This is a genomic window from Bosea sp. 124, from assembly GCF_003046175.1.
GTDB lineage: Bacteria > Pseudomonadota > Alphaproteobacteria > Rhizobiales > Beijerinckiaceae > Allobosea.
The window spans coordinates 1,708,688-1,730,654 of the sequence record NZ_PZZM01000001.1; the positions used below are offsets into that span (position 1 = coordinate 1,708,688).

The 21,967-nt window shown below is 67.1% G+C and carries 22 protein-coding genes; 13 read left to right on the plus strand and 9 right to left on the minus strand.

Annotated features, from left to right (window positions below; translation table 11 throughout):
- The first annotated feature begins 2 nt into the window (after positions 1 to 2).
- The 6 genes from C8D03_RS07960 to C8D03_RS07985 all read left to right on the plus strand — a co-directional run bounded on the left by C8D03_RS07960 (position 3) and on the right by C8D03_RS07985 (position 5,371).
- The gene (locus tag C8D03_RS07960; RefSeq protein WP_108045785.1) at positions 3 to 977 is read left to right on the plus strand and encodes an ABC transporter permease; all 975 of its coding nucleotides are present in this window, start codon (positions 3 to 5) and stop codon (positions 975 to 977) included.
- 5 nt (positions 978 to 982) lie between these two features.
- Positions 983 to 1,417, plus strand: coding sequence for a cytidine deaminase (locus C8D03_RS07965; protein WP_108045786.1), 435 nt, complete (start codon positions 983 to 985; stop codon positions 1,415 to 1,417).
- A gap of 109 nt (positions 1,418 to 1,526) precedes the next feature.
- Complete coding sequence (locus tag C8D03_RS07970) at positions 1,527 to 2,336, plus strand: purine-nucleoside phosphorylase (protein WP_108045787.1); 810 nt, start codon at positions 1,527 to 1,529, stop codon at positions 2,334 to 2,336.
- A complete protein-coding gene (gene deoC, locus C8D03_RS07975; protein WP_108045788.1) occupies positions 2,336 to 3,100 on the plus strand; it encodes a deoxyribose-phosphate aldolase in 765 nt (254 codons plus the stop codon). The genes C8D03_RS07970 and deoC overlap by 1 nt, the downstream gene beginning before the upstream one ends.
- A 1-nt stretch (position 3,101) precedes the next feature.
- Positions 3,102 to 4,430 carry a thymidine phosphorylase gene (deoA, locus tag C8D03_RS07980; RefSeq protein ID WP_108045789.1) on the plus strand — a complete coding sequence of 443 codons (1,329 nt, stop codon included), beginning with the start codon at positions 3,102 to 3,104 and terminating at the stop codon, positions 4,428 to 4,430.
- Entirely contained in the window at positions 4,427 to 5,371 is a 945-nt protein-coding gene (locus tag C8D03_RS07985; protein WP_108045790.1) for a 2-hydroxyacid dehydrogenase, read from the plus strand. The genes deoA and C8D03_RS07985 overlap by 4 nt, the downstream gene beginning before the upstream one ends.
- Before the next feature lie 166 nt (positions 5,372 to 5,537).
- On the opposite strand, the gene C8D03_RS07990 is transcribed toward C8D03_RS07985, so the two are convergent.
- Positions 5,538 to 6,377, minus strand: a complete 840-nt coding sequence (locus C8D03_RS07990; protein WP_108045791.1) for an SDR family NAD(P)-dependent oxidoreductase — start codon at positions 6,375 to 6,377, stop codon at positions 5,538 to 5,540.
- A gap of 225 nt (positions 6,378 to 6,602) precedes the next feature.
- Between C8D03_RS07990 and C8D03_RS07995 the strand changes: the two genes are divergently transcribed.
- A complete protein-coding gene (locus C8D03_RS07995; RefSeq protein ID WP_108045792.1) occupies positions 6,603 to 7,961 on the plus strand; it encodes an esterase-like activity of phytase family protein in 1,359 nt (452 codons plus the stop codon).
- Positions 7,962 to 8,054: 93 nt separating this feature from the next.
- Here the strand turns inward: C8D03_RS07995 and nth are convergent, their stop codons facing one another.
- Positions 8,055 to 8,756, minus strand: coding sequence for an endonuclease III (gene nth, locus C8D03_RS08000; protein WP_108045793.1), 702 nt, complete (start codon positions 8,754 to 8,756; stop codon positions 8,055 to 8,057).
- Between the two features lie 20 nt (positions 8,757 to 8,776).
- Here nth and C8D03_RS08005 point away from each other — a divergent pair, with 20 nt between their 5' ends.
- Complete coding sequence (locus C8D03_RS08005; RefSeq protein WP_108045794.1) at positions 8,777 to 9,316, plus strand: DUF2244 domain-containing protein; 540 nt, start codon at positions 8,777 to 8,779, stop codon at positions 9,314 to 9,316.
- 7 nt (positions 9,317 to 9,323) lie between these two features.
- Here C8D03_RS08005 and C8D03_RS08010 read toward each other — a convergent pair whose 3' ends face one another.
- Together C8D03_RS08010 and C8D03_RS26065 are read right to left on the minus strand one after the other, a co-directional pair.
- Positions 9,324 to 9,926 (minus strand): class I SAM-dependent DNA methyltransferase, encoded by a 603-nt coding sequence (locus C8D03_RS08010; protein ID WP_108045795.1) that lies wholly within the window; start codon positions 9,924 to 9,926, stop codon positions 9,324 to 9,326.
- Between the two features lie 180 nt (positions 9,927 to 10,106).
- Positions 10,107 to 10,442 carry a hypothetical protein gene (locus C8D03_RS26065; protein WP_146170109.1) on the minus strand — a complete coding sequence of 112 codons (336 nt, stop codon included), beginning with the start codon at positions 10,440 to 10,442 and terminating at the stop codon, positions 10,107 to 10,109.
- A gap of 275 nt (positions 10,443 to 10,717) precedes the next feature.
- On the opposite strand from C8D03_RS26065, the gene C8D03_RS08015 reads away from it, so the two are divergent.
- Complete coding sequence (locus C8D03_RS08015; RefSeq protein ID WP_248308661.1) at positions 10,718 to 11,611, plus strand: methylated-DNA--[protein]-cysteine S-methyltransferase; 894 nt, start codon at positions 10,718 to 10,720, stop codon at positions 11,609 to 11,611.
- A gap of 9 nt (positions 11,612 to 11,620) precedes the next feature.
- Here C8D03_RS08015 and C8D03_RS08020 read toward each other — a convergent pair whose 3' ends face one another.
- From C8D03_RS08020 to C8D03_RS08035, 4 genes are all read right to left on the minus strand, one after another.
- Positions 11,621 to 13,327: a hypothetical protein gene (locus tag C8D03_RS08020; protein WP_108045796.1), complete on the minus strand. Its 1,707-nt coding sequence runs from the start codon at positions 13,325 to 13,327 to the stop codon at positions 11,621 to 11,623.
- Positions 13,328 to 13,462: 135 nt separating this feature from the next.
- Positions 13,463 to 14,482 (minus strand): proline racemase family protein, encoded by a 1,020-nt coding sequence (locus C8D03_RS08025; RefSeq protein WP_108045797.1) that lies wholly within the window; start codon positions 14,480 to 14,482, stop codon positions 13,463 to 13,465.
- Between the two features lie 16 nt (positions 14,483 to 14,498).
- Positions 14,499 to 15,428 (minus strand): PfkB family carbohydrate kinase, encoded by a 930-nt coding sequence (locus tag C8D03_RS08030; protein ID WP_181300786.1) that lies wholly within the window; start codon positions 15,426 to 15,428, stop codon positions 14,499 to 14,501.
- A complete protein-coding gene (locus tag C8D03_RS08035) occupies positions 15,425 to 16,603 on the minus strand; it encodes a fumarylacetoacetate hydrolase family protein (protein WP_108045799.1) in 1,179 nt (392 codons plus the stop codon). Before C8D03_RS08035 ends, C8D03_RS08030 begins: the two co-directional genes overlap by 4 nt.
- Positions 16,604 to 16,807: 204 nt before the next feature.
- On the opposite strand from C8D03_RS08035, the gene ugpB reads away from it, so the two are divergent.
- The 4 genes from ugpB (at position 16,808) to C8D03_RS08055 (ending at position 21,102) form a co-directional block, all read left to right on the plus strand.
- The gene (ugpB, locus tag C8D03_RS08040) at positions 16,808 to 18,133 is read left to right on the plus strand and encodes a sn-glycerol-3-phosphate ABC transporter substrate-binding protein UgpB (RefSeq protein WP_108045800.1); all 1,326 of its coding nucleotides are present in this window, start codon (positions 16,808 to 16,810) and stop codon (positions 18,131 to 18,133) included.
- 152 nt (positions 18,134 to 18,285) lie between these two features.
- Complete coding sequence (gene ugpA / locus C8D03_RS08045; RefSeq protein WP_108045801.1) at positions 18,286 to 19,167, plus strand: sn-glycerol-3-phosphate ABC transporter permease UgpA; 882 nt, start codon at positions 18,286 to 18,288, stop codon at positions 19,165 to 19,167.
- A complete protein-coding gene (ugpE, locus tag C8D03_RS08050; RefSeq protein ID WP_108045802.1) occupies positions 19,167 to 20,015 on the plus strand; it encodes a sn-glycerol-3-phosphate ABC transporter permease UgpE in 849 nt (282 codons plus the stop codon). Before ugpA ends, ugpE begins: the two co-directional genes overlap by 1 nt.
- Before the next feature lie 7 nt (positions 20,016 to 20,022).
- Complete coding sequence (locus C8D03_RS08055; protein WP_108045803.1) at positions 20,023 to 21,102, plus strand: sn-glycerol-3-phosphate import ATP-binding protein UgpC; 1,080 nt, start codon at positions 20,023 to 20,025, stop codon at positions 21,100 to 21,102.
- Between the two features lie 199 nt (positions 21,103 to 21,301).
- On the opposite strand, the gene C8D03_RS08060 is transcribed toward C8D03_RS08055, so the two are convergent.
- Positions 21,302 to 21,943, minus strand: a complete 642-nt coding sequence (locus C8D03_RS08060) for a thioredoxin family protein (protein WP_248308397.1) — start codon at positions 21,941 to 21,943, stop codon at positions 21,302 to 21,304.
- Between the last annotated feature and the right edge of the window lie 24 nt (positions 21,944 to 21,967).

Below are 21,967 nucleotides of genomic sequence, written 5' to 3' on the forward strand. Positions count from 1 at the left end.
CGATGGAGTGGGTTCAGACCATCGCCGTCATCATGGATTCCGCCATCCGGCTGTCGGTGCCGCTCCTCTGCGCCGCGATGGCGGGGCTGTGGTCGGAGCGGGCCGGCGTGGTCGATATCGGGCTCGAGGGCAAGATGCTGATCGCCGCCTTCGCCTCGGCGGTGATCGCTGCGCAGAGCGGTTCGGCCTGGGCGGGGCTTGGGGCCGGGATCATCGCGTCGGTCGCGCTCGCGCTGGTTCACGGCTTCGCGGCGATCACCTGGCGGGGCAACCAGATCGTCTCCGGCGTCGCCGTCAACATGCTGGCGGCCGGACTGACCGTGATCCTCGGCAATGCCTGGTTCGGGCAGGGCGGGCGGACGCCGACGCTGGAGGGCGCGGCCCGTTTCGGCGACATCACGCTGCCCTTCGCCGCCACGCTACGGGCACATGTCCCGGTGCTCGGCCTGATCTATGACGAGGTCGTCTCGGGCCATTCGATGCCGGTCTATCTCGCTTTGCTCGCCGTCGTGCTGACGGCGCTCGTGCTCAAGCGGACACGCTTTGGCCTGCGCCTGCGTGCGGTCGGCGAGAACCCGGCCGCGGTCGACACCGCCGGCATCTCGGTGGCGGGGCTACGCTACAGCGCCGTGATCATCTGCGGCGTCCTCTGCGGGCTGGGCGGCACCTATCTCGCTGTCTCGCAATCGGCCGGTTTCCTGCCGCACATGACCGCCGGCAAGGGCTTCATCGCGCTCGCCGCCGTGATCTTCGCCAACTGGCGGCCTTGGCCGGCGCTCTGGGCCTGCCTGCTCTTCGGAGGGCTCGACGCGGTCGCGATACGGCTGCAGGGTGTGGCGCTGCCGGGCATCGGACAGGTCCCGGTGCAGGCGATCCAGGCCCTGCCCTATCTGATGACGGTGATCCTGCTCGCCGGCTTCATCGGCAAGTCGACGCCGCCCAGGGCCTCGGGCCTGCCTTATGTGAAGGAGCGCTGAGCGCCATGAATCCGGGCGAGACCGCCGCGAGCGCAGCGACGATCGATTTCGAGGCGCTGTTTGCGGCGGCCATGCGGGTGCAGCCGCGTGCCTATGCACCCTATTCGCGTTTCAGGGTCGGCGCCGCGATCCTGGCCGACGACGGCATCGTCTATCCCGGCTGCAATGTCGAGAACGCCGCCTACCCGTCCGGCAGCTGCGCCGAACAGAGCGCGATCTCGGCGATGATCGCCGGTGGGGCGACCCGCATCGCCGCGATCCTGGTCGTCGGCGACGGCGACGTGCTGGTGACGCCCTGCGGCGCCTGCCGCCAGCGCATCCGCGAATTCGCGCCGCCGGCGACCCCCGTGGCGATCGCCGGGCCCCGCGGCATCCGGCAAATGTTTTCGCTGGCGGAGCTGTTGCCAGCCTCCTTCGGACCGGACAATTTGCGCCGGTGATTTGCCGCCGTACCTTTCCCCAAGTGAGATCTGTCATCCTGGGCGACCGAAGTGGGACCCGGGACGACCGCGCGTTTGGATTCAACCGCGCCCTGGACTGTTGTTTCTCATGACCGACGCCGCATTTGCCACCGCCGCGCAAGTTCTCGCTCAGCACGGAGCGACGAGCCCGATCGATTGCGCCATCGTGCTCGGCACGGGGCTCGGCGGTCTCGTCGACCAGCTCGACGATGCGATCCGCATCCCCTACGCCGCCATCCCCGGCTTCCCGACAGGCGCGGTCTCGGGCCATGCGCGACAGGTCTGCATCGGCAAGCTGGAAGGCCGGACGGTGCTGATCTTCCAGGGCCGGGCCCATTATTACGAGGGCGGAGATGCGGCCGTGATGCGGGTGCCGCTCGGCATGCTGTCGGCGCTCGGTTCGCCGCCGCTGATCCTGACCAATGCAGCCGGCTCGCTGAAACCGGAGATGCCGCCGGGCAGCATGGCCGTGATCGCCGACCACATCAATTTCAACGGGCCCAATCCGCTCGTCGGTGATGGCGGCGACGGCCGCTTCGTTCCGATGGTCGGCGCCTATGACCCAAAGCTGCGCGCCGCGCTGAAGGCGGCTGCCTCAGCGGAAAGACTGTCGCTCGGCGAAGGCGTCTATATGTGGTTTTCAGGGCCGAGCTTCGAGACGCCGGCTGAAATCCGGATGGCGCAGGTGATGGGGGCCGATCTCGTCGGCATGTCGACCGTGCCCGAGGTCATCCTGGCGCGGCGCCACGGCATCCGCGTCGCCGGCCTCTCGGTCGTCACCAATATGGGCGCCGGGCTCCATGGCGGGGCGCCGCATCACGGCGAGACCAAGGATGTCGCGAGCGCCGCCGCCGCCGACCTGGCGCGGCTGCTGCGCGCCTTCCTGAGGGGGCTGTGATGCCGACCACCGACGCCCAACGGGCGGCCCGCGCACTCGCGCTGCTCGATCTGACCGACCTTTCCGACACCGCCGACGAGGCCGGGCTTGCGGCGCTCTGCGCCAGGGCCGTCTCGACACCCGGCCCGGTGGCGGCGATCTGCATCTGGCCGCGCTCCGTCGCCAAGGCGCGGGCGATCCTGGGCAGCGGGCCGGTGAAAATCGCGACTGTGGTGAATTTCCCGGAAGGAACGGCGTCCGTCGCGGCGGTCGTTGCCGATGCCCGCACCGCGCTCGCAGCCGGTGCCGACGAAATCGACCTCGTGCTGCCGTGGCGCACTTTCCTGCTCGGCGAGAGCGAAGCCGCAGCCACGATGGTCACGCGGGTCAAGGAGAGCTGCGGGCCGAAAACGCTCAAGGTCATCCTCGAAACCGGCGAGTATCCCGATCTCGACCACGTCCGGGACGCATCGAAACTCGCCATCGCGGCAGGGGCCGACTTCATCAAGACCTCGACCGGCAAGACCCCGCATTCAGCCAGCTTGCCGGCAGCGCGGACAATGCTCGAGGTGATCGCGGCTGTGGGGCGGCAGGTCGGGCTGAAACCCTCGGGCGGCATCCGGACGCTCGACGATGCGGCAGGCTATCTCGGGCTCGCCGACGAGATCATGGGGCCGGGCTGGGCCGGGCCAGAGAGCTTCCGCTTCGGCGCGAGCGGCTTGCATCAGGTGCTGGTCGACGTCATCGCGGGCGGCAGCGCGGGACAGGCGAGCGGACCCTATTGAGATGAAGCTGACGCAGGAAATCATCGCCGCCAAGCGCGACGGCGGCGAATTGCCCGATGCGGAGATCCGCCAGATCGTCGCCGGCATCGCCGATGGCTCGGTCAGCGAGGGGCAGGCCGCAGCCTTCGCCATGGCGATCTTCTTCCGCGACATGACCGTGAGGGAGCGCGTCGCGCTGACCCTCGCCATGCGCGATTCCGGCACGGTTCTGAACTGGGACGACCTGCCGGGGCCGGCGCTGGACAAGCACTCGACCGGCGGCGTCGGAGACACGGTCAGCCTGCCGCTGGCGGCGGCGGTCGCGGCCTGCGGCGGCTATGTGCCGATGATCTCGGGGCGCGGCCTTGGCCATACGGGCGGCACGCTCGACAAGCTCGACGCAGTGCCGGGCTATGTCACCCAGCCGGACAACGACCTGTTCCGCAAGGTGGTGAGGGCCGAGGGTTGCGCCATCATCGGCCAGACGGCCAATCTCGCGCCGGCCGACAAGCGGCTTTATTCCATCCGCGACGTCACGGCGACGGTCGAGACGATCCCGTTGCTGACCTCCTCGATCCTGTCGAAAAAGCTCGCGGCCGGGCTGCACGGACTGGTTATGGACGTGAAATACGGTTCGGGCGCCTTCCTGCCGGAGTACCGCAAGGGGCTGGCGCTCGCCGATGCGCTGGTCGGCGTCGCCAATGGTGCCGGCCTGCCGACGACGGCGTTGATGACCGACATGGACGAACCCCTGGCCAGCGCCGCCGGCAATGCACTCGAGGTCGCCTATGCACTCGACCACCTCACCGGCAAGCGGCGCGAGCCGCGCTTTCATGAGGTCACCGTCGCGCTCGCCGCGGAAATGCTGCTGCTCGGCAAGCTCGCAACAGGCATCGATGAGGCCAGGGCGAAGATCGAGGCGGCCTTCGCCAGCGGCGCGGCGGCCGAGCGCTTTGCGAAGATGATCGCGGCGCTGGGCGGCCCCGCCGATCTGCTGGAACGGCCGGAGAAGCATCTCGCCATCGCTCCGATCGCCAAGCCCGTCTTTCCGGCTTCGCCCGGCATCGTGCAGGCGATCGACACACGCGGCGTCGGCCTTGCGGTCGTGGCGCTCGGCGGCGGGCGCACGCGCCCGCAGGACCCGATCGACGATGCCGTCGGCATCGTCGCACTGGCGGGCGTCGGCGACGCCGTCGGACCCGATCGCCCGCTCGGCATCGTCCATGCCCGCGGCGAGGCCGGCTTCGCCATGGCCGAGAGGCGCTTGCGCGATGCCTATCGCCTGGGAGAGGGTGCGCCGGAACGCGGCCTATTGATCGCCGAACGCATCACGGAGAGTTCGCACGCATGAGTTTGCTTCTGGCGATGACCGGCTGGCATGTCGAGGATTGGCGCGCGCGCTTCAAGGCGCTGCTGCCGGAGATGCCGATCGTGACGCTCGGCGAGCCATTCGACCGGCGCTCGGTGCATTATGTCGCGAGCTGGAAGCATCCGGAGGGCAGCCTCGCCGGGTTGCCGAACCTGGCGGCGATCTTCTCGCTCGGCGCCGGCGTCGACCATCTCTTCGCCGATACCCGCCTGCCTGACGTGCCGATCGCACGCGTGGTCGACCCCGACCTGACGACGCGGATGAGCGAATATATCGTGCTGCACTGCCTGATCTATCTGCGCCAGCAGCGCCGCTACGATCGCCAGCAGGCCGGAAAGAGCTGGGACGACGACCGCAACCAGCCCGCGGCACGATCCGTCCGTGTCGGCATCATGGGACTCGGCGAACTCGGCCAGGATGCCGCGCGCAAGCTCAAGGTCATGGGCTTCGATGTCGCCGGCTGGAGTCGTTCGCCGAAGACCATCGAGGGTCTGGCAACCTTTTACGCCTCCGACGGCATGGCGGCCTTCCTCGCCCGCACCGACATCCTCGTCAGCCTGCTGCCGCTGACGCCGGAGACGCGGGGCACGATCAACGCCACGCTGCTCGCGGGGCTTACGCAGAACGGGCGGCTCGGCGGGCCGTTCCTGATCAATGCCGGACGCGGCGGGCTTCAGATCGAGGCCGACATCCTGGCCGCGCTCGACGCCGGCACGTTGAAGGGGGCGACGCTCGATGTGTTCGAGACCGAGCCCCTGCTGGCGGAGTCGCGGCTGTGGACCCATCCGGCCGTGACCGTGACACCGCACAACGCGGCGATGTCGGAGCCGGAAGCGATCGCGACGCTGATCGCGGCCCAGATTCGGCGGCTCGAGGCCGGCGAACCGCTGGAGCATGGCGTGGACCCGGCGCGGGGCTATTGACCGGAACGCTCCTCAGAGCGTGATGTTTCTCGGAACCACCGCCGTCATCCCGGGCTCGCCCCGGGATTCATCGGAGCGCTTCGGAGCCTTACGATGGATCCCGGATCGACGCGGCTTCGCCGCTTGTCCGGAATGACGGTCTGTTCCCATGACAAATCAACACGTTCTATTTCTCCAGCGAGGCCTTGAAGGCCTCGCCGTGATCGGAGTGCCAGCGTGACAGCGGCGGACGATTCTCGATGATGTCGCCCATCGCCCAGGCCATGCGCTTCTCGTCGAGTTCGCGGGTCGTCTCCCCATCCGGGCAGAGGATGTAGAAATCGCCGGCGGCGAGGCGTTCCAACATGAAATCGACGGTCTGCTCCGGCGTCCAGGCGCCGACCGGCTTCTCGGTACGGCCCCGCGCCGTCAGCCCGGTGAAGACGAAGCCGGGGATCAGCAGATGAGCGGAGAGCTGGTGGCCTTCGCGCCCGCGCAATTCGTGCTGGAGCGCCTCGGTGAAGACCTTCACCCCGGCCTTGGAGATGTTGTAGGCGGGGTTTCCGGGCGGGGTGGTGATGCCCTGCTTCGAGCCGGTGTTGATGATCAGGCCGGGCTGGCCACCCTCCAGCATCGCCGGCGCGAAGACCTGGGAACCATTGACCACGCCCCAGAGATTGACGGCGAGAACGCGCTGCCAGTCCTCCAGCGGTCCGAAGATCGTGCCGCCGGGCTGGATGCCGGCATTGTTCATCAGGACATGGACCGCGCCGAAGCGTGCGATCACCTCGTCGCGCAGCGCCTCAACGGCAGCGCGATCGGCGACATCGACCGCCCGCTCCAACACCGCGCCGGCGGACCCTGTCAGTTCGGCTGCCGCTGCCGCGAGCACGGCCTCGTTGCGATCGACGAGGACGACGCTCATGCCACGCGCGGCGAAAACGCGAGCGGCCGCCAGCCCGATGCCGGAGGCGCCGCCGGTGACGACCGCGACATGTCCGGGAGCCAGCGCAGGAAGGAATGCCATCGGTTGTGACCTCGTTGCTGTTCGGGAATGCCGACTTTGATGACACGCGATGCCGGCACGATCGTGACGGCCTTGGCCGCTTTCGACACCCGGCCCAGTCGGGATTCCGCCATGGCCCGTGGCCTGCGCCGCATCGTCATCCGACTGTTACCTGCCCGTCTTCGTTGTGAAATCCGGCACCGCCAATCGAGCGGGGTGATGATCCCCTTCAGCCCGGAGTCTTCCATGCGCCTCTCCCTGATCGCGGCCCTGCTGCTGTCCTCCACGGTCCTCGCCGGCGCGCAGGAGGCGCAGAAGGCGTTTCCCGCCAAGCTCCTCGGCCACGCCCTGCTGCCTGCCAACACCATGGTGCCGGCTCCGGCCGACGCGCCTGCCGACCTCAGGATCTCCGGCAAGTTCATCACGCCCGGCCAGCGCGTTGAGGCTGTCGGGAGCGTCATGGGTCTCTCGGGAGGTCGTCCGACCGGGCTCTCGACGCCGTTCCAAGGCCAGCCGGTGCAGGGCTTCTCCGGCATCCGCTCGCTCGGCAATGGCGAGTTCCTGGTGCTGACCGACAACGGCTTCGGCGCCAAGGCGAACTCGCCCGATGCGATGCTCTATTTCCACCGCCTCAAGGCCGATTTCGCGTCGGGCAAGATCGAGCGCAGCGCCACCACCTTCCTGCGCGATCCCGACAAGAAGGTTCCCTTCCGCATCGCCAACGAGGGCACCGAGACGCGCTGCCTGACCGGCTCGGATTTCGATCCGGAATCGATCCAGCCGATCGGCGGCAAATACTGGATCGGCGAGGAATTCGGGCCCTATCTCATCCGCGTCGATGCGACCGGCAAGGTCGAGGCCGTGTTCGAGACGCTCGTCGATGGCAAGCCCGCCCGCTCGCCGGACCATTACGCCGTGACGACTCCGGGCGCTCCGAACCTGCCCGTCGCGTTCAACGTCCGTCGCTCGAAGGGCTATGAGGGCATGGCGCAGTCGCCGGATGGCCGCTTCCTCTACCCGCTGCTGGAAGGCCCGCTCTGGAACGCCGAGACCAAGGGCAATGAGGAGATCGACGGCAAGGAAGTGCTGCGCATCCTCGAATTCGACGTGGCCGCCGAGAAGTGGACCGGCCGCTCCTGGTTCTTCCCGCTCGAGGTCAAGGGCAACGCCATCGGCGATTTCAACATGATCGACGCGACCACCGCGCTGATCATCGAGCGGGACAATGGCGAAGGCACGGCCGACAAGGCCTGCGCCGCCGGCCAGAAGGGCCCGGACTGCTTCCACGACCTCGCCAAGTTCAAGCGCATCGTCAAGATCGAGATGACCGACGCCAATGTCGGCAAGCTTGTGCGCAAGATCGGCTATGTCGACCTGATGACCATCGCCGATCCAGACGGCAAGGCGAAGCAGGGCGCGATCGACGGCGTGCTGCCCTTCCCCTTCTTCACCATCGAGAATGTCGACGTGGTCGACCGCGCCAACGGCATCATCGTCGTCGGCAACGACAACAACCTGCCGTTCTCCTCCTCGCGCGACCCGAAGAAGGCCGACGACAACGAGCTGGTGCTGCTGTCGGTGAAGGAACTGCTCGACGCGAAGTGAGGAGTCGAGCGGTTCCGAGGCCCTGAAACCGCAAAGTCGGCCGCATCCGTCATGCTCGCCACAAGGGCGAGCATGACGAGCCGCCCCGCGCCGTCACACCACCCGCTTGTCGGCCGAATCGCAGAGATCGTTCTGGATGCAGCGGCCGCATTCGGGCCTGAGCGCCTTGCAGGTGTAGCGGCCATGCAGGATCAGCCAATGATGCGCGTGCCGGCCGAATTCGGCCGGCACGGCTTTCTCCAGCCCGAGTTCGACCTGAAGCACGTTCCTGCCCGGAGCAATGCGCAGGCGGTTGGCGACACGGAAGACATGGGTGTCGACCGCATGGGTGATCTCGCCGAAGGCGATGTTCAGCACGACGTTCGCTGTCTTGCGACCGACGCCGGGCAGGCTTTCGAGATCGGCCCGCGTCGTCGGCACCTCACCTCCGAACGTCTCGATCAGCCTGGCGCAGAGCGCGACGACGTTCTTCGCCTTGGTCCGGAAGAGGCCGATCGTCCGGACATGCTCGCGCACGGCGTCCTCGCCCAGCGCCAGCATCTTCTGCGGCGTGTCGGCGATGGCGAAGAGCTTGCGCGTCGCCTTGTTGACGCCGGCATCGGTCGCCTGCGCCGAGAGCACCACCGCGACCAGCAAGGTGAAGGCGTTGACGTGTTCGAGTTCGCCCTTCGGTTCGGGATTGGCGGCACGGAAGCGCTCGAAGATCTCGCGGACGCCGGCTGCGCTGCGGGCGCGCGGCTTCGTGATCTTCGCCGCCGCCGGGGCGCGGGGCCTGGGCCTGTTCTCTCGCGTCATCGGGGCGTTATAGTGCGACCATGAACCTCGGCAAGCGCGATTCAGGAGCGCCTGATGACGACGCCTCGGCAGCCGCCGAGCGCCCCGTCTTCGACGCCACGATCACGCCGCACCGCTCGCTCGGCACGAACGGCTTCCGCCTCGTGATGACTTTGGTCTGCCTCGCCAGCATCGTCTCCTCGATTCCCTTCGTCATGCTCGGCGCCTGGCCTGTCGCCGGCTTCTTCGGCCTCGACGTGGTCGCGTTGTTCATCGCCTTCCATCTGAATTTCCGCCATGCGCGCGCCTTCGAACGCATCGTCGTGACGCCGCTGGAGGTGCTGCTGCGCAAGGTCTCGCATCATGGCCGCGAGGCCGTCTGGCGCTCCAATCCGGCCTGGACGAAGCTCGAGCGCAAGGACGACGAGGACTATGGGCTGCTCGGGCTGAATCTGGTTTCGCGTGGGCGCAGCGTGACGGTCGCGGGGGCGTTGTCGCCGGGCGAACGCGAGGGCTTCGCCGAGGCGCTGGGAGCGGCGCTGGCGAGCGCGAGGCGCGGGACTGATTTCGGCGCGAAGTGATCGCCGCTCAGCGAGAGCGGGCAAGCCAGATGGTGTGGCCGCCGCAATCGGGATCCTCGGCCCTGTGCGCGACGACCTCGAAACCGTGCCCGGCCAGCAGCGCACGATACTCGGATGGGGCGAGGCTGGCGTGATAGAGCGCCTCGCCACTGAAGGAACCAATGGCCTCGCCATGTGAAGGGCCGCTGGTGAACATCAGCGCGGCCCTGTCGCCGGCATGCGCGCGGAAGGCCGGAAACATCCGTCGCTGATCGTCCGCCGTCAGGTGAAAGAAGCTGTCCCAGGCGATCAATCCGCCGTACCGACGGCCCAGTGACAGGCTGCGCATGTCGGCGACATGCCAGTCTCGTTCCGGAAAGCGCTGCCGGCACAGGCCGATGAGCGAGGGCGAGGAATCGACCCCGGTGAGGGCGAAGCAACGTTCGATGAAATAGCGGCCGATCGGCTCCCCCGAGCCGCAGCCCATATCGAGGATCGATGGCGCTGGCGGCAGCGCTTCGATAAAGCGCCGGAGCCAGGGCGCCTCGAACAGCGATTTGCCACGCGCCTTATCGAAGGCGCGTGCATGGCGCTCGTAGAGACCGATAATCTGTTCGGCGTGGGATGGCATCGACCTGCCTCGAAACAATCAGGCGGAGGCTTCATGTGCCCGACCTGGCCCGGGCTTGCCAGCTTTCGGGTGGGGGGGGGCGGGGGCGGCGGCTTTGGCGCGACGCGATAGGCGAAGGTCAGATACTCTTCGGCTGAAGCCGCTCGAACACGGCTTCCACCCGAAATCCCGTTCCGGTCATCACGAGATAAAGCCGGGACTCCAGGCGAACGAGCCGAAGTCGAAAGAACTTTCCAGAGTGGGGGCTGGTACCGGCCGGTCTCCAACGCCCACCGCCGGACGCGGTCGAGTGTCATCGGCCTGATCGATCCGGACATTGGCCGACCAGCCATTATTGGCCGTAACGGCGAATGCCGTATCCGCTTGTCCGATCTCGATCTGGCAGGTGTGGCATTCACCGGCATTCGACCGAATTTGCCGCCAGACACCGTTCATCCCGCCGTCTTGAGCGTGGCCGGGGCTGTGCAGATGCAATGCGATGGCAATCGAGCCAAGCAAGATGGCCGGACGCTTCATGCAGTCGGGTCTCCCATGACGCCGACCGCAAAATGACACGCGCTCGCGGTGGAGCCAATGTCCCAGGGATGACGGCGTTAACGAGCCTCATCGTTCATGACGACGACGTCCTGAAACTCTCCAGCTTTCGGGTGGAGTCGGGGCCTCGACACCCCTAGTTTCGCCTCATGATCGATGATGCGAAGGTGACAGCGATGACCGCACATATCCAGAAGCTCGGCGTGATGACGCCGACCCGCTTTTCGAACGCCGTGCTCGCGCGGGCGACGGAGGCGATGCCGTCCGAGGCCGATTTTCCGTCGACCGCACCGGGCTCCGACTACGATACCGTGCGGCGCATCCTCGCCTATATCACCGAGCACTGGCGTAACCAGCCGACGATCGAGGCGATCGCGGAGGCGGCAGGCGCGACGCCGACCGATGTCCACCACCTGTTCCGGCGCTGGTGCGGGCTGACGCCCAAGGCCTTCCTGCAGGCGATCACGCTCGACCATGCCAAGGGGTTGCTCGGCGCCTCCGCCAGCGTGCTCGACACCGCACTCGAGGTCGGGCTCTCGGGACCGGGTCGGCTGCACGATCTCTTCGTGACGCATGAGGCGATGTCGCCGGGCGAGTGGAAAACCGGCGGCGAGGGCCTCGCGCTCGCTTACGGCTTCCACACCTCCCCTTTCGGCGAGGCGCTGATCGTCGCGACGGATCGCGGGCTTGCCGGGCTCGGCTGGGTGTCCGACGGGCTCGACGGCGGCAAGGTCGTCGGCGGCCGGGCGGAGGCTCTGGCCGACATGATGCGGCGCTGGCCCCATGCCGACTACCGCTTCGACCCGCAGGCGACCGCGCCCTATGCCGCCCGCATCTTCGACCCCTCCGCCTGGTCGGCCCAGACGCCGCTGCGCGTCGTGCTGATCGGCACAGATTTCGAGGTCAGGGTATGGGAGACGCTGCTGCGGATTCCGGTCGGGCGCGCCACCACCTATGGCGACGTCGCCTGCCATATCGGCAAGCCCACGGCTTCGCGGGCCGTTGGCATGGCGGTGGGCAAGAACCCGATCTCCTTCGTGGTGCCCTGCCACCGCGTCATCGGGAAATCCGGTGCGCTGACCGGCTATCACTGGGGCCTGACGCGCAAGCGTGCCATCCTCGGCTGGGAGGCCGGCCAGACGGCAGGCTGAACCGCCGGATCAATCCCTCAGATACATGTCCCAGCAGGGCGAAAGCGCGATCAACCTGCGACCTGCCAGGGCCTCCGCGAAATGCTGGCGGATGGCCTCGCGGGACGTCGTCGGCGGGCATTTCGGGGCGAGGATCGCGTCGGTTCTGGCCAGTTCCGCCAGGGTGTCCGGTTCCAAGGCCGGCGTGCTGCGGCCGGGGTCCATGCCGATCGGGACATGGCGCGGCGGCGTCCGATCGAGCAGGCGGTTGAACGGATCGACGAAGTCCAGCGTCAGGAAGCCGTTGAGCCTGCGGCCATTGGCGGCCTCCCAGGCGCGGATGGCGGCGACGCCCTGCCGGACCTCGAGCAGCCAGGCCGCCTGATAGTCGATTTCGGAATAGAGGATGTAGGAAGGCGGCAGGTCGCGTTTCATCAGATCGCGATAGCTTGCCTGATGCGCGGCGTAGTGCTCCAGCATCCCGGCGGCGCGCGCGGCCATGTCGGCCTTCACGCTGACGCGGCCGAGCGGACCGAGTTCGGGCGCATCGAGCGCGACATGGCCGGCCGCGCCCAGCACGGCACGAACGCTGCGCTCGACGAAAATCACCGCGCTCGGCAGGGCCGTGGCCAGCGCGAGGACCAGGACGAGCGGCTTCAGCGCATCCTGCCGTTCGCGCCAGTCGAGCAGAATCAGCAGCAGGACCGGCCAGAGACCGATATATTCGAGCGAGCCGGTGTTCTGCGTCTCGAAGAAGGTCAGCGCGACCAGCGCGGCGGCGAGCCAGCCGAGATTGGAGGCGGCGAAACTGCGCAGCCCTTCCAGCGACGGCGCGATGCCCCCGCGCCAGGCGGATACCACCAGCGCGCCGATGAGCAGCAGGCAGGGACCGACGACGTTGAACTTGACCGAGGCGACGGTGAGGAAGCGCGGCAGCAGCGCGCCGGTGTTGAGGGCGAGCAGCGCCAGGATGTCGGCGATATAGGCCCGCACCAGCCCGGTCGCGAGATCGAGTACCCCGAGCGCGCCCAGCACCAGCGCCGCAGCGATGGTGGCGTCGCGCAGCCGCAGTCGCCCGGCTATCACGGCATAGCCGACCAGCATGGCGCCGGTGACGGCGCCGGTGATCTTGACCAGGAACAGCGCCAGCATCAGCGCCGCGACCAGCCCGATCGTCAGCCGCCGGGCCTGAACGAAGAGCAACGTCGCGATCAGCAAGTAGAGCAGCAAGGCGACATGACGGTTGTAGTGCCCGTAGCCGTCGAAGCCCGGCATCGGGTAGAGCCCATGCAGGTTGATCGGCAATGAGGCGAAAAGCAGGAAGGGCAGCAGCAGCGCCAGCGCCATCCGGCGCGAAAGCGTGGCGACATCGGCGCAGAGCAGGGCTGCGACCGGCAGCAGCACCGGCAACAGCGCCCAGTTGGCGAGCAACATCGGCTGGGCGCGCGGGAACAGCGCATCGAGCAGGGCTGCGCCGTAATAGCCGAGCGGGCCCACCGGAGCGAAGAAATCGAGGCTCGGGATTTGCCCCATGCGGATGCGCTGGATCGCATCGAGATAGACCGCGGTGTCCCAGGCATTCGGACCGAGCGGCAGGCGCAGCGGCAGGCAGAGAGCCGCGGCGGCCGCGAGTGCGAAAACCACGATCCACAGGGCCGGCGTCCCGGCGAGACGGGCCAGACTGGCGGACCGCCGCTGCGGCGAAGCCAGCGGCGCACCGAGATTTCCGACCGACATGCCGCGCCTTCCGAATCCTTCGAGCAGGCACCGAACTTGCCGGACAAACCTTACCCGGAGCCTGCCGCGATCGTCGAAAGACCGAGATTTCGCCCGACCGCCCAGGCAAATCGTCGAAACTGGTTTCCGGACCGGTTAACTTCGCGCGATCTCGGCGAAACGCTCCGGCAGCACGAAGCCATGGCCCAGCGGATCGTCCGCCTCGATGACGAAGGTGCCCTCGCCGGCAAAATGGCTCGAGCCACCGACGGCGACGGTGACCGCGCCGGGCGCCGGGCCCTCGACACCGCCCAGCACGCAGCCGGTGAAGGTCCCGCCGGTGATGCTACGGACATGCCGTGTCCGTCCCGCCGAAACGAGGCCCTTGGCATGATCCAGCGCCATCCGCGCGGTGACGCCCGAGCCGGTCGGCGAACGGTCGATCTGGCGCTCGGCGAAGATGCAGAGATTGAAGCTGGTCTCGCCCGGGCCGGCCTCGTCGGTGACGATTGTGCCATAGAGGAAACCGAGATCGGGCTCGGTCGGATGGGTGACGGCAAACGTCGCGCGTACCCTGTCGGTGAGAGCCGCCGCCGCATCGGTCAACGCCGCGACCGGGCTCTCGAACAGATCGAGCCCGAAACGGGACGCCGGCAGGATGCAGTAGAATGCGCCGCCATAGGCGATATCGGTGGTGAGAGCCCCGAAACCCGGGACCTCGACGACGAGATCGCGGGCCAAGACGAAGGCCGGCACGCTCTCGAAAACGACGCTCTCGACCTTGCCGTCGCGAACCGCGCATTCCAGCCGCAGCAGGCCGCAGGGGGCCTCGATGGCAAAGCGGGTCACGGGCTCGACCGCGGGCACCAGCCCGTGCTCGATCGCATAGCGGCCGAGCGCGATCGTCGCGTGGCCGCACATGGTCGAATAGCCTTCGTTATGTGTGAACAGCACGCCGAAGGCCGCGTCGCGATGAGAGGCTGCGACCGGGATGACGCCATACATGCCGGCATGGCCGCGCGGCTCCAGCATCATCGCCCGGCGGAGATGATCGTGGTTCTCGCGCGCATCGCGGCGCTTTTCGAGAATCGTCGCGCCCTTCAGCTCCGGATAGCCGCCGGTGACGATGCGCACCGGCTCGCCGCAGGTGTGATAGTCGAGATAGCTCAGGCGCATCGTCGCGGTCCCGGTGTCAAATGGCGGTTCGGCGCGGCGGATCGCAGCCGGGTCTGGTGCAGGTATCCGCCGCAACGGCACAGGCGAAGGCCAGCGCGGCCTGGAGATCGTCACGCAACGCGTCGGTGAAGCCCCGCCCGAGCCGACCGCGGGCTGCCAGCACCGCGAGAAAGCCGCCGATGAAGGTATCGCCCGCACCGACCGTGTCGACCACCGTGACCGGCGGCGCGGCAGCGGCGAGCGCCTCTTTCGGGCCGTAGCAGATGGCTCCGTCGGGTCCTTGCGTGACGAGGACGAGACGGGCGCCGAGCGCGTGCCAGCGCTGCGCGGTCGTCTCCGCGGATTCGCCCGGATACAGCCAGGCGAGGTCGTCGAGGCTCGCCTTGACGATGTCGGCCTGAGCGATGCGCGCCTCGATCAGGGCCAGCGCCCGGCCGCGCTCCGGCAGGACGGAGGCGCGGATGTTGACGTCGTAGCTCATCGTCGCCCCCGCCGCGCGGGCGCTCGCGGCCAGCGCCGCCACGGCCTCGGCCGAGGCACCGACGGTGGCGCCGAAGGACGCGGCGTGAAGATGGGCGGCGCCGGGTGGCATGTGGCGCGGCGTGCCCTCCGGCTCGGCATGGGCCGTGCCGTCGAGATACAGGGCGAATTCCGGGACACCGCCGGGGCCGAGCGGCGCGACGATGGCGACCGCGCTCGGCAGGCGGCTGTCATGGATCTGCGCCGCGCCGATGCCCTCTCGCCGCAGCGCATCGCGGAAGCGGCGGCCGAGAGCGTCGGTGGAGAGCGCCCCGGCATAGGCCGGCCGCGCGCCGAAGCGGGCGAGCGCCAGCGCCGCGTTGAAGCCGGAGCCGCCCAGCACCGCCTCGTAGAGCCGCCCCTCGGCGTCGCGCGGGATGAAATCGCCGATCGCCTCGCCGACGACGAGGATGTCGGCTGCGCTCACAGCAGCCCGCGCTTGGCCAGGCTGCGCATCAAATGCGAGGTGCCGAAGGTCCAGGGCTCGCATTCGTCGGTGCGGCGCATGCGGTTGACCAGCGCGCCGAGCTCGGGCGCGGCGATGGTGACGACGTCACCGTATTTGTGGGTGAAGCCGCCGCCGGGCGTGTCGCGGTCCTTGATCGGCGCGAACATGGTGCCGAGATAGAGCGCCGCGCCGTCGGGATACTGGTGATGCGGGCCGATCATCTGCGCTGCAAGATCGGCGGGATCGCGGCTGATCTTGGCGATCGAGGACGAGCCTTCGAGCGTGAAGCCGTCCTCGCCCTCGACCGTCAGCGTGACCGTGGTGTTGCGGACATGGTCGAGCGTGAAGCCGGCATCGAACAGGCGGATGAAGGGGCCGACGGCGGCGGCCGCATTGTTGTCCTTGGCCTTGCCGAGCAGCAGGGCGGAGCGTCCCTCGACATCGCGCAGATTGACGTCGTTGCCAAGCGTGGCGCCGACGATACGCCCGTCCGACGCCACGACCAGCACGATCTCGGGCTCGGGATTGTTCCAGGTCGAGGCCGGGTGCAGGCCGGCATCGAAGCCCGTGCCGACCGAGGACATCGGCGGCGCCTTGGTGAAGATCTCAGCGTCGGGCCCGATGCCGACCTCGAGATACTGGCTCCAGGCGCCCTGCTTGATCAGCACCTCCTTGAGATGCATCGCCTCGGGCGAACCGGGCTTCAGCTTCGAGAGATCGTCGCCGATGAGCTTGCCGATCTCGGCGCGGATCGCCACGGCCGCCGCCGGATTGCCGCGTGCCTTCTCCTCGATGACGCGCTCCAGCATCGAGACCGCGAAGGTGACGCCGGCCGCCTTCACGACCTGAAGATCGAGCGGCGAGAGCAGCCAGGGCCTGCCAGCATCGCGACCGTCAACCGGGGTGTTCGCCAGAATCTCCGCAAGCGTCCCGATCGGCTCGCCCGGCGCCGCCCGCAGCGCCGCGGCCGGGTCCTTCGCCTCGCAGAGGTCGCGGCTGGTGGCAAAGGCGCGGCTGATGTCGATGAGCAGGCCGTCGCGCAAGGTCACGACCGCCGGGCCACCGACATCGGGGCGCCAGACGCGGCCGAGCAAGGTGGCAGCGGCAGCATCATTCGGCAGGGTCTGATCTGGCGTCAGCAAGAGGTTTGGCATGGCGGGGATCCGTCGAGGGCGCAATGGCCGGGGAGAACAGCGCCTTCCGGGCAAATGTGCAAGGGCCTCCGCACAGGGATGCGCCGATCAGGCGCTTGCGCCTGTCATGATTTTGTCATTGAAACGTCGCCCGCCCTTCATGCTAGCTTGCGCACCAACAAGAACAGCCGCCCAAAGCGAACCGAGGGCGGAAGGGAGATAATGATGACAGTGAAATCTCGCATCCTGATGTCCGTCGCCGCTTTCGCGCTCGCCGGTGCCGCGCCTGCGGCAGCCCAGACCGAAATCCAATGGTGGCATGCGCTGACCGGCGCCAACAACGATGTCGTCGTGAAACTGGCCGAGGATTTCAACGCCTCGCAAAAGGACTACAAGATCGTTCCGGCCTATAAGGGCTCCTATCCGGACACACTGAACGCCGGCATCGCCGCCTTCCGCGCTGGCACCGCCCCTCACATCCTGCAGGTCTTCGAGGTCGGCACCGGCACGATGATGTCCGCCAAGGGCGCCGTGAAACCCGTCCACGAGATGATGAAGGAAGCCGGCGAAGCATTCGATCCGAAGGCCTATCTGCCGGCGATCACCGGCTACTACTCGACGGCCAAGGGCGAGATGCTCTCGATGCCGTTCAACTCCTCCTCGATGGTGATGTGGTATAATAAGGACGCCTTCAAGAAGGCCGGCCTGAACCCCGACGCCCCGCCGAAGACCTGGCCCGAAGTGTTCGAAGCCGGCAAGAAATTGAAGGCGGCCGGCTTCGAGAAGTGCGGCTTCACCAATGCCTGGGCGCCCTGGGCCAACATCGAGCAGTTCGGCGCCTGGCACAACATTCCGCTGTCGACCAAGGTCAACGGCATGGACGGCTTCGACGCCGTGCTCAACTTCAACCAGAGCCCGCTCTTCCTGAAGCATTGGACCAATCTGGCCGAGCTGCAGAAGGCCGGCGTCTACGATTACTCCGGCCGCACCAACACCGGTGAAGGCCGCTTCACCTCGGGCGAATGCCCGATCATGCTGACCTCCTCGGGCTTCTTCGGCAACGTCAAGGCCAACGCCAAGTTCGACTGGGCCAATGCCGCGATGCCTTACTACCCCGAAGCCGCCGGCGCGCCGCAGAACTCGATCATCGGCGGCGCCTCGCTGTGGGTGATGGGTGGCAAGAAGGCCGACGAATACAAGGGCGTCGCCAAGTTCTTCACCTTCCTCTCCGATGTCGACCGGCAGGTGAAGCTGCACACCGAGTCGGGCTATCTGCCGATCACCAAGGCGGCCTATGAGAAGGTCAAGGCGTCGGGCTTCTACAAGGACAAGCCCTATCTCGAGACCCCGATCCTGGAGCTCAACAACAAGGAGCCGACGGACAACTCGAAGGGCCTGCGCTATGGCAGCCTCGTCCAGATCCGCGACATCTGGTCGGAGGAAATGGAAGCGGCGCTGAACGGCCAGAAGACCCCGAAGGCAGCGCTCGATGCCGCCGTCGAGCGCGGCAACCAGATGCTGCGCCAGTTCGAGCGCAGCGCGTCGCGCTGAGCTTCTTCGTCATTCCGGGGCGGCCCGAAGGGCCGAACCCGGAACCCACGACGGGGCAGGCCACCCGGACTGCTCCGTTGACATCTCTCACCCGGTCGTGGGTTCCGGGTTCTTCGCTTCGCGAAGCCCCGGAATGACATGAGTAGCGCTTGATGCAGAAGAACGCCTTCTTCAATGGATTGACGATTCCGCTGATGCTGCTCCTGCCGCAGCTCGCGATCACGGTCGTGTTCTTCTACTGGCCGGCCACCCAGGCCGTGTGGCAGAGCTTTCTCCTGCAAGACGCTTTCGGAACATCGACCGAATTCGTCTGGTTCGAGAACTACCAGCTTCTGTTCAGCGACCCTGGCTATCTTCGCGCCTTTATCAATACGGCGATCTTCTCGAGCTTCGTCTGCGTGCTCTCGCTCTCGCTGGCACTGCTTTTCGCGGTCATGGCGGACCGCCAGATCCGTGGCGCCGAGATCTACAAGACGCTGCTGATCTGGCCCTATGCGGTGGCGCCCGCCGTCGCAGGCGTGCTCTGGCTGTTCATGTTCGATCCTTCGCTGGGCATGCTGGCGCGCGGACTGTCGAATCTCGGCATCGCCTGGAATCCCCGCCTCAACGGCAATGACGCGATGCTGCTCGTCATCCTCGCCGCGACCTGGAAGCAGATCAGCTACAATTTCCTGTTCTTCCTCGCCGGCCTCCAGTCGATCCCCAAGAGCGTGATCGAGGCCGCCGTGATCGACGGCGCGCGGCCGATGCGGCGCTTCTGGACGATCGTCTTCCCGCTGCTCTCGCCGACGACCTTCTTTCTGCTCGTCGTCAACATCGTCTACGTCTTCTTCGACACCTTCGGCATCATCGACACCGTCACCGGCGGCGGCCCATCGGGCGCGACCGAGACACTGGTCTACAAGGTCTTCGCGGACGGCAAGGGCGGCTCGAACCTCGGCGGCTCGGCGGCCCAATCGGTCGTGCTGCTGGTCATGGTGATCGCGATGACCGCCGTGCAGTTCAAGTTCATCGAGCGCAGGGTCAGCTACTGATGGTCGAGGACCGGCGTCTCGGCGATCTGATCGCCTATATCATCCTGACGATCGGCGTGCTGATCGTCGCCTTCCCGGTCTGGCTGACCTTCGTCGCCTCGACCTGGGATGCAGCCACCATCATCAACGGCAAGCTGCCGCTCTATCCGGGACCGTATTTCCTGGAAAACTACAACCGCATCCTGTTCATCGGCACCTCGGGCACGACGCGCGAGCCGGTGCTCGGCATGATGCTGAACTCGTTCATCATGGCGATGGCCATCGCGCTGGGCAAGATCTTCATCTCGGTGCTCTCGGCCTATGCGGTGGTCTATTACCGCTTCCCGTTCCGGATGGCAGCGTTCTGGATCATCTTCGTCACGCTGATGCTGCCCGTGGAAGTCCGCATCTTCCCGACCTTCAAGGTCGTCTCCGATCTGCGCATGCTCGACACCTATCAGGGGCTGGCCGTGCCGCTAATCGCCTCCGCGACGGGCACGCTGCTGTTCCGGCAGTTCTTCATGACGATACCCGACGAATTGCTGGAAGCCTCGAAGATCGACGGCGCTGGCCCGTTCAGGTTCTTCAAGGACACGCTGATCCCGCTCTCGATCACGACGATCGCGGCGCTGTTCGTGATCCAGTTCATCTATGGCTGGAACCAGTATCTCTGGCCGCTGCTGGTGACGACCAAGGACTCGATGCAGACCATCGTCATCGCGATCAAGAAGATGATCGTCACCTCCGACGCCCTCACCGAATGGCAGCTCGCCATGGCCACCGCGATGCTCGCGATGCTGCCGCCCGTGCTCGTCGTCATCCTGATGCAGAGGCTCTTCGTGAAGGGCCTGGTCGAAACCGAGAAATAAGCCGCCGATGGCCCAGGTCACTCTCACCAACGTCAAGAAAATCTACCCCGGCGGCGTCGAGGCCGTGAAGGGCATTTCCTTCGACATTCCCGATGGCGGCTTCTGCGTGCTCGTCGGCCCCTCCGGCTGCGGCAAGTCCACGCTGCTGCGCATGGTCGCGGGCCTCGAGACGATCTCGGCCGGCGAGGTCTCGATCGGATCGCGCGTGGTCAACGACATCGGCCCCGCCGATCGCGACATCGCCATGGTGTTCCAGAACTACGCGCTCTATCCGCATTTCAGCGTCTATGACAACATGGCCTATGGCCTGCGCAATCTCGGCACGCCGAAGGACGAGATCGACACCCGCGTCCGGGAAGCGGCGCGCATCCTCGCCATCGAGGGGCTGCTGGAGCGCCGGCCGCGCCAGCTCTCGGGCGGGCAGCGCCAGCGCGTCGCGATGGGCCGCGCGATCGTGCGCAAGCCGCAAGTCTTCCTGTTCGACGAGCCGCTCTCAAATCTCGACGCCAAGCTGCGCGTGCAGATGCGCGTCGAGATCAAGAAGCTGCAGCGCGCGCTCGGCGTCACCGCGATCTACGTCACCCATGACCAGGTCGAGGCGATGACGCTGTCCGACAAGCTCGTGGTGATGAATGGCGGCCAGGTCGAGCAGATCGGCCTGCCCTCCGAGGTCTACAAGAAGCCGGCGAGCAAGTTCGTCGCGACCTTCATCGGCTCGCCTCCGATGAACATCCTTCCCGGCACGATCGACGGACCCGGCATCGTGGCGCTGGGCGACGCCATCCTCGAGGCGCGCGACCTGCGCGAGGATCTGCCGGCGCAGACACCGGTCGAGGTGGGCTTAAGGCCGGAGGATGTCGAGATCGCCTCCGAGGGGCAGGCGGGCTCGCTGCCCTTCGATGTCGAGTTCATCGAGGAACTGGGCGCGACGCAGCTGTTCCACGGCCAGCTCTCGGGCCTGCCCTTCGTGATGCAGGCGGCGACCGATGTCGTCGCGGCGCAGGCGGGCAGGATCTGGATCACGGTCGACCCCGACCGCGTGCATGTCTTCGACAGCACGACAGGTGTGCGGCTCGGGCGGGCTTGAGTTCGCAGGGCTAGCGCGGGAACCCCGCTCCTGTTAGGAGAGGGGTAAGGGGTGACGTGTCGGCCCCTGGACAGCAGTGTCCAAACCTCACAGTTTCGCGGCGGGCAGCTCACAGCCGGCCATTAAATGGCCGGCCCCTCGCCCTGCCCTCTCCCTATGGGAGAGGGTTCCCCGCGCCTTTTCCTGATAGCCCTGAGCCTCAGCTCACCGGCGCGTATTTCACCGCACAACCATAGGACTTCGTCGCGGCTTCGGAGACCGGCTTGCCGGCCTTGAGCTCGGCCATCGCCTGCCGGACATAGCTCTTGGCGCCGGTCAGGCTGGCCGCGCTGGACGACGGCTTATCGTCGATCGCGCCCATATAGGCGAGCTTGCCCTTGGGATCGACGATGTACATGTGCGGCGTCGTGGTCGCGCCATAGGCCCGCGCCATCTTGCTGTTGGGGTCGAGCAGGATGCCGGCGGGCGCGGCGTCACGCTTGGTGGTCAGTTCCCTGGCCTCGGGACCCTGAACGTAGCCCTGCTCGCCGACGGGCGAAGAGATCACCGAAAGCCAGACGACGCCCTCCTTCGCCATGTCCTTCTGCAGGGTCTGCATGGTCGCGCTGTTGTAGTGCTTCCGGACATAGGGGCAGTCGTGGTTGGTCCATTCGAGGATCACCGTCTTGCCCGCGAATTCCGAGAGCTTGCGAGGCTTGCCCTCGGCATCGAGGGCCTCGAAGGCCGGTGCGGGCGCGCCGACCTTGGCCGTGGCCTGCGCCAGAGCCGATCCGGCGGCGAGCGAGAGGCCTGCAATGGCGAGGCCGGCGATGAAAGTCTGGCGGGTCAGGTGGGCTTTCACGTCTGTCTCCTGTCTTCGGGGTGA

Coding starts and splice junctions, on each gene's coding strand:
- C8D03_RS07960 (WP_108045785.1), top strand. CDS start 3: ATGGAGTGGGTTCAGACCATCGCCGTCATCATGGATTCCGCCATCCGG.
- C8D03_RS07965 (WP_108045786.1), top strand. CDS start 983: ATGAATCCGGGCGAGACCGCCGCGAGCGCAGCGACGATCGATTTCGAG.
- C8D03_RS07970 (WP_108045787.1), top strand. CDS start 1,527: ATGACCGACGCCGCATTTGCCACCGCCGCGCAAGTTCTCGCTCAGCAC.
- deoC (WP_108045788.1), top strand. CDS start 2,336: ATGCCGACCACCGACGCCCAACGGGCGGCCCGCGCACTCGCGCTGCTC.
- deoA (WP_108045789.1), top strand. CDS start 3,102: ATGAAGCTGACGCAGGAAATCATCGCCGCCAAGCGCGACGGCGGCGAA.
- C8D03_RS07985 (WP_108045790.1), top strand. CDS start 4,427: ATGAGTTTGCTTCTGGCGATGACCGGCTGGCATGTCGAGGATTGGCGC.
- C8D03_RS07990 (WP_108045791.1), bottom strand. CDS start 6,377: ATGGCATTCCTTCCTGCGCTGGCTCCCGGACATGTCGCGGTCGTCACC.
- C8D03_RS07995 (WP_108045792.1), top strand. CDS start 6,603: ATGCGCCTCTCCCTGATCGCGGCCCTGCTGCTGTCCTCCACGGTCCTC.
- nth (WP_108045793.1), bottom strand. CDS start 8,756: ATGACGCGAGAGAACAGGCCCAGGCCCCGCGCCCCGGCGGCGGCGAAG.
- C8D03_RS08005 (WP_108045794.1), top strand. CDS start 8,777: ATGAACCTCGGCAAGCGCGATTCAGGAGCGCCTGATGACGACGCCTCG.
- C8D03_RS08010 (WP_108045795.1), bottom strand. CDS start 9,926: ATGCCATCCCACGCCGAACAGATTATCGGTCTCTACGAGCGCCATGCA.
- C8D03_RS26065 (WP_146170109.1), bottom strand. CDS start 10,442: ATGAAGCGTCCGGCCATCTTGCTTGGCTCGATTGCCATCGCATTGCAT.
- C8D03_RS08015 (WP_248308661.1), top strand. CDS start 10,718: ATGCCGTCCGAGGCCGATTTTCCGTCGACCGCACCGGGCTCCGACTAC.
- C8D03_RS08020 (WP_108045796.1), bottom strand. CDS start 13,327: ATGTCGGTCGGAAATCTCGGTGCGCCGCTGGCTTCGCCGCAGCGGCGG.
- C8D03_RS08025 (WP_108045797.1), bottom strand. CDS start 14,482: ATGCGCCTGAGCTATCTCGACTATCACACCTGCGGCGAGCCGGTGCGC.
- C8D03_RS08035 (WP_108045799.1), bottom strand. CDS start 16,603: ATGCCAAACCTCTTGCTGACGCCAGATCAGACCCTGCCGAATGATGCT.
- ugpB (WP_108045800.1), top strand. CDS start 16,808: ATGACAGTGAAATCTCGCATCCTGATGTCCGTCGCCGCTTTCGCGCTC.
- ugpA (WP_108045801.1), top strand. CDS start 18,286: ATGCAGAAGAACGCCTTCTTCAATGGATTGACGATTCCGCTGATGCTG.
- ugpE (WP_108045802.1), top strand. CDS start 19,167: ATGGTCGAGGACCGGCGTCTCGGCGATCTGATCGCCTATATCATCCTG.
- C8D03_RS08055 (WP_108045803.1), top strand. CDS start 20,023: ATGGCCCAGGTCACTCTCACCAACGTCAAGAAAATCTACCCCGGCGGC.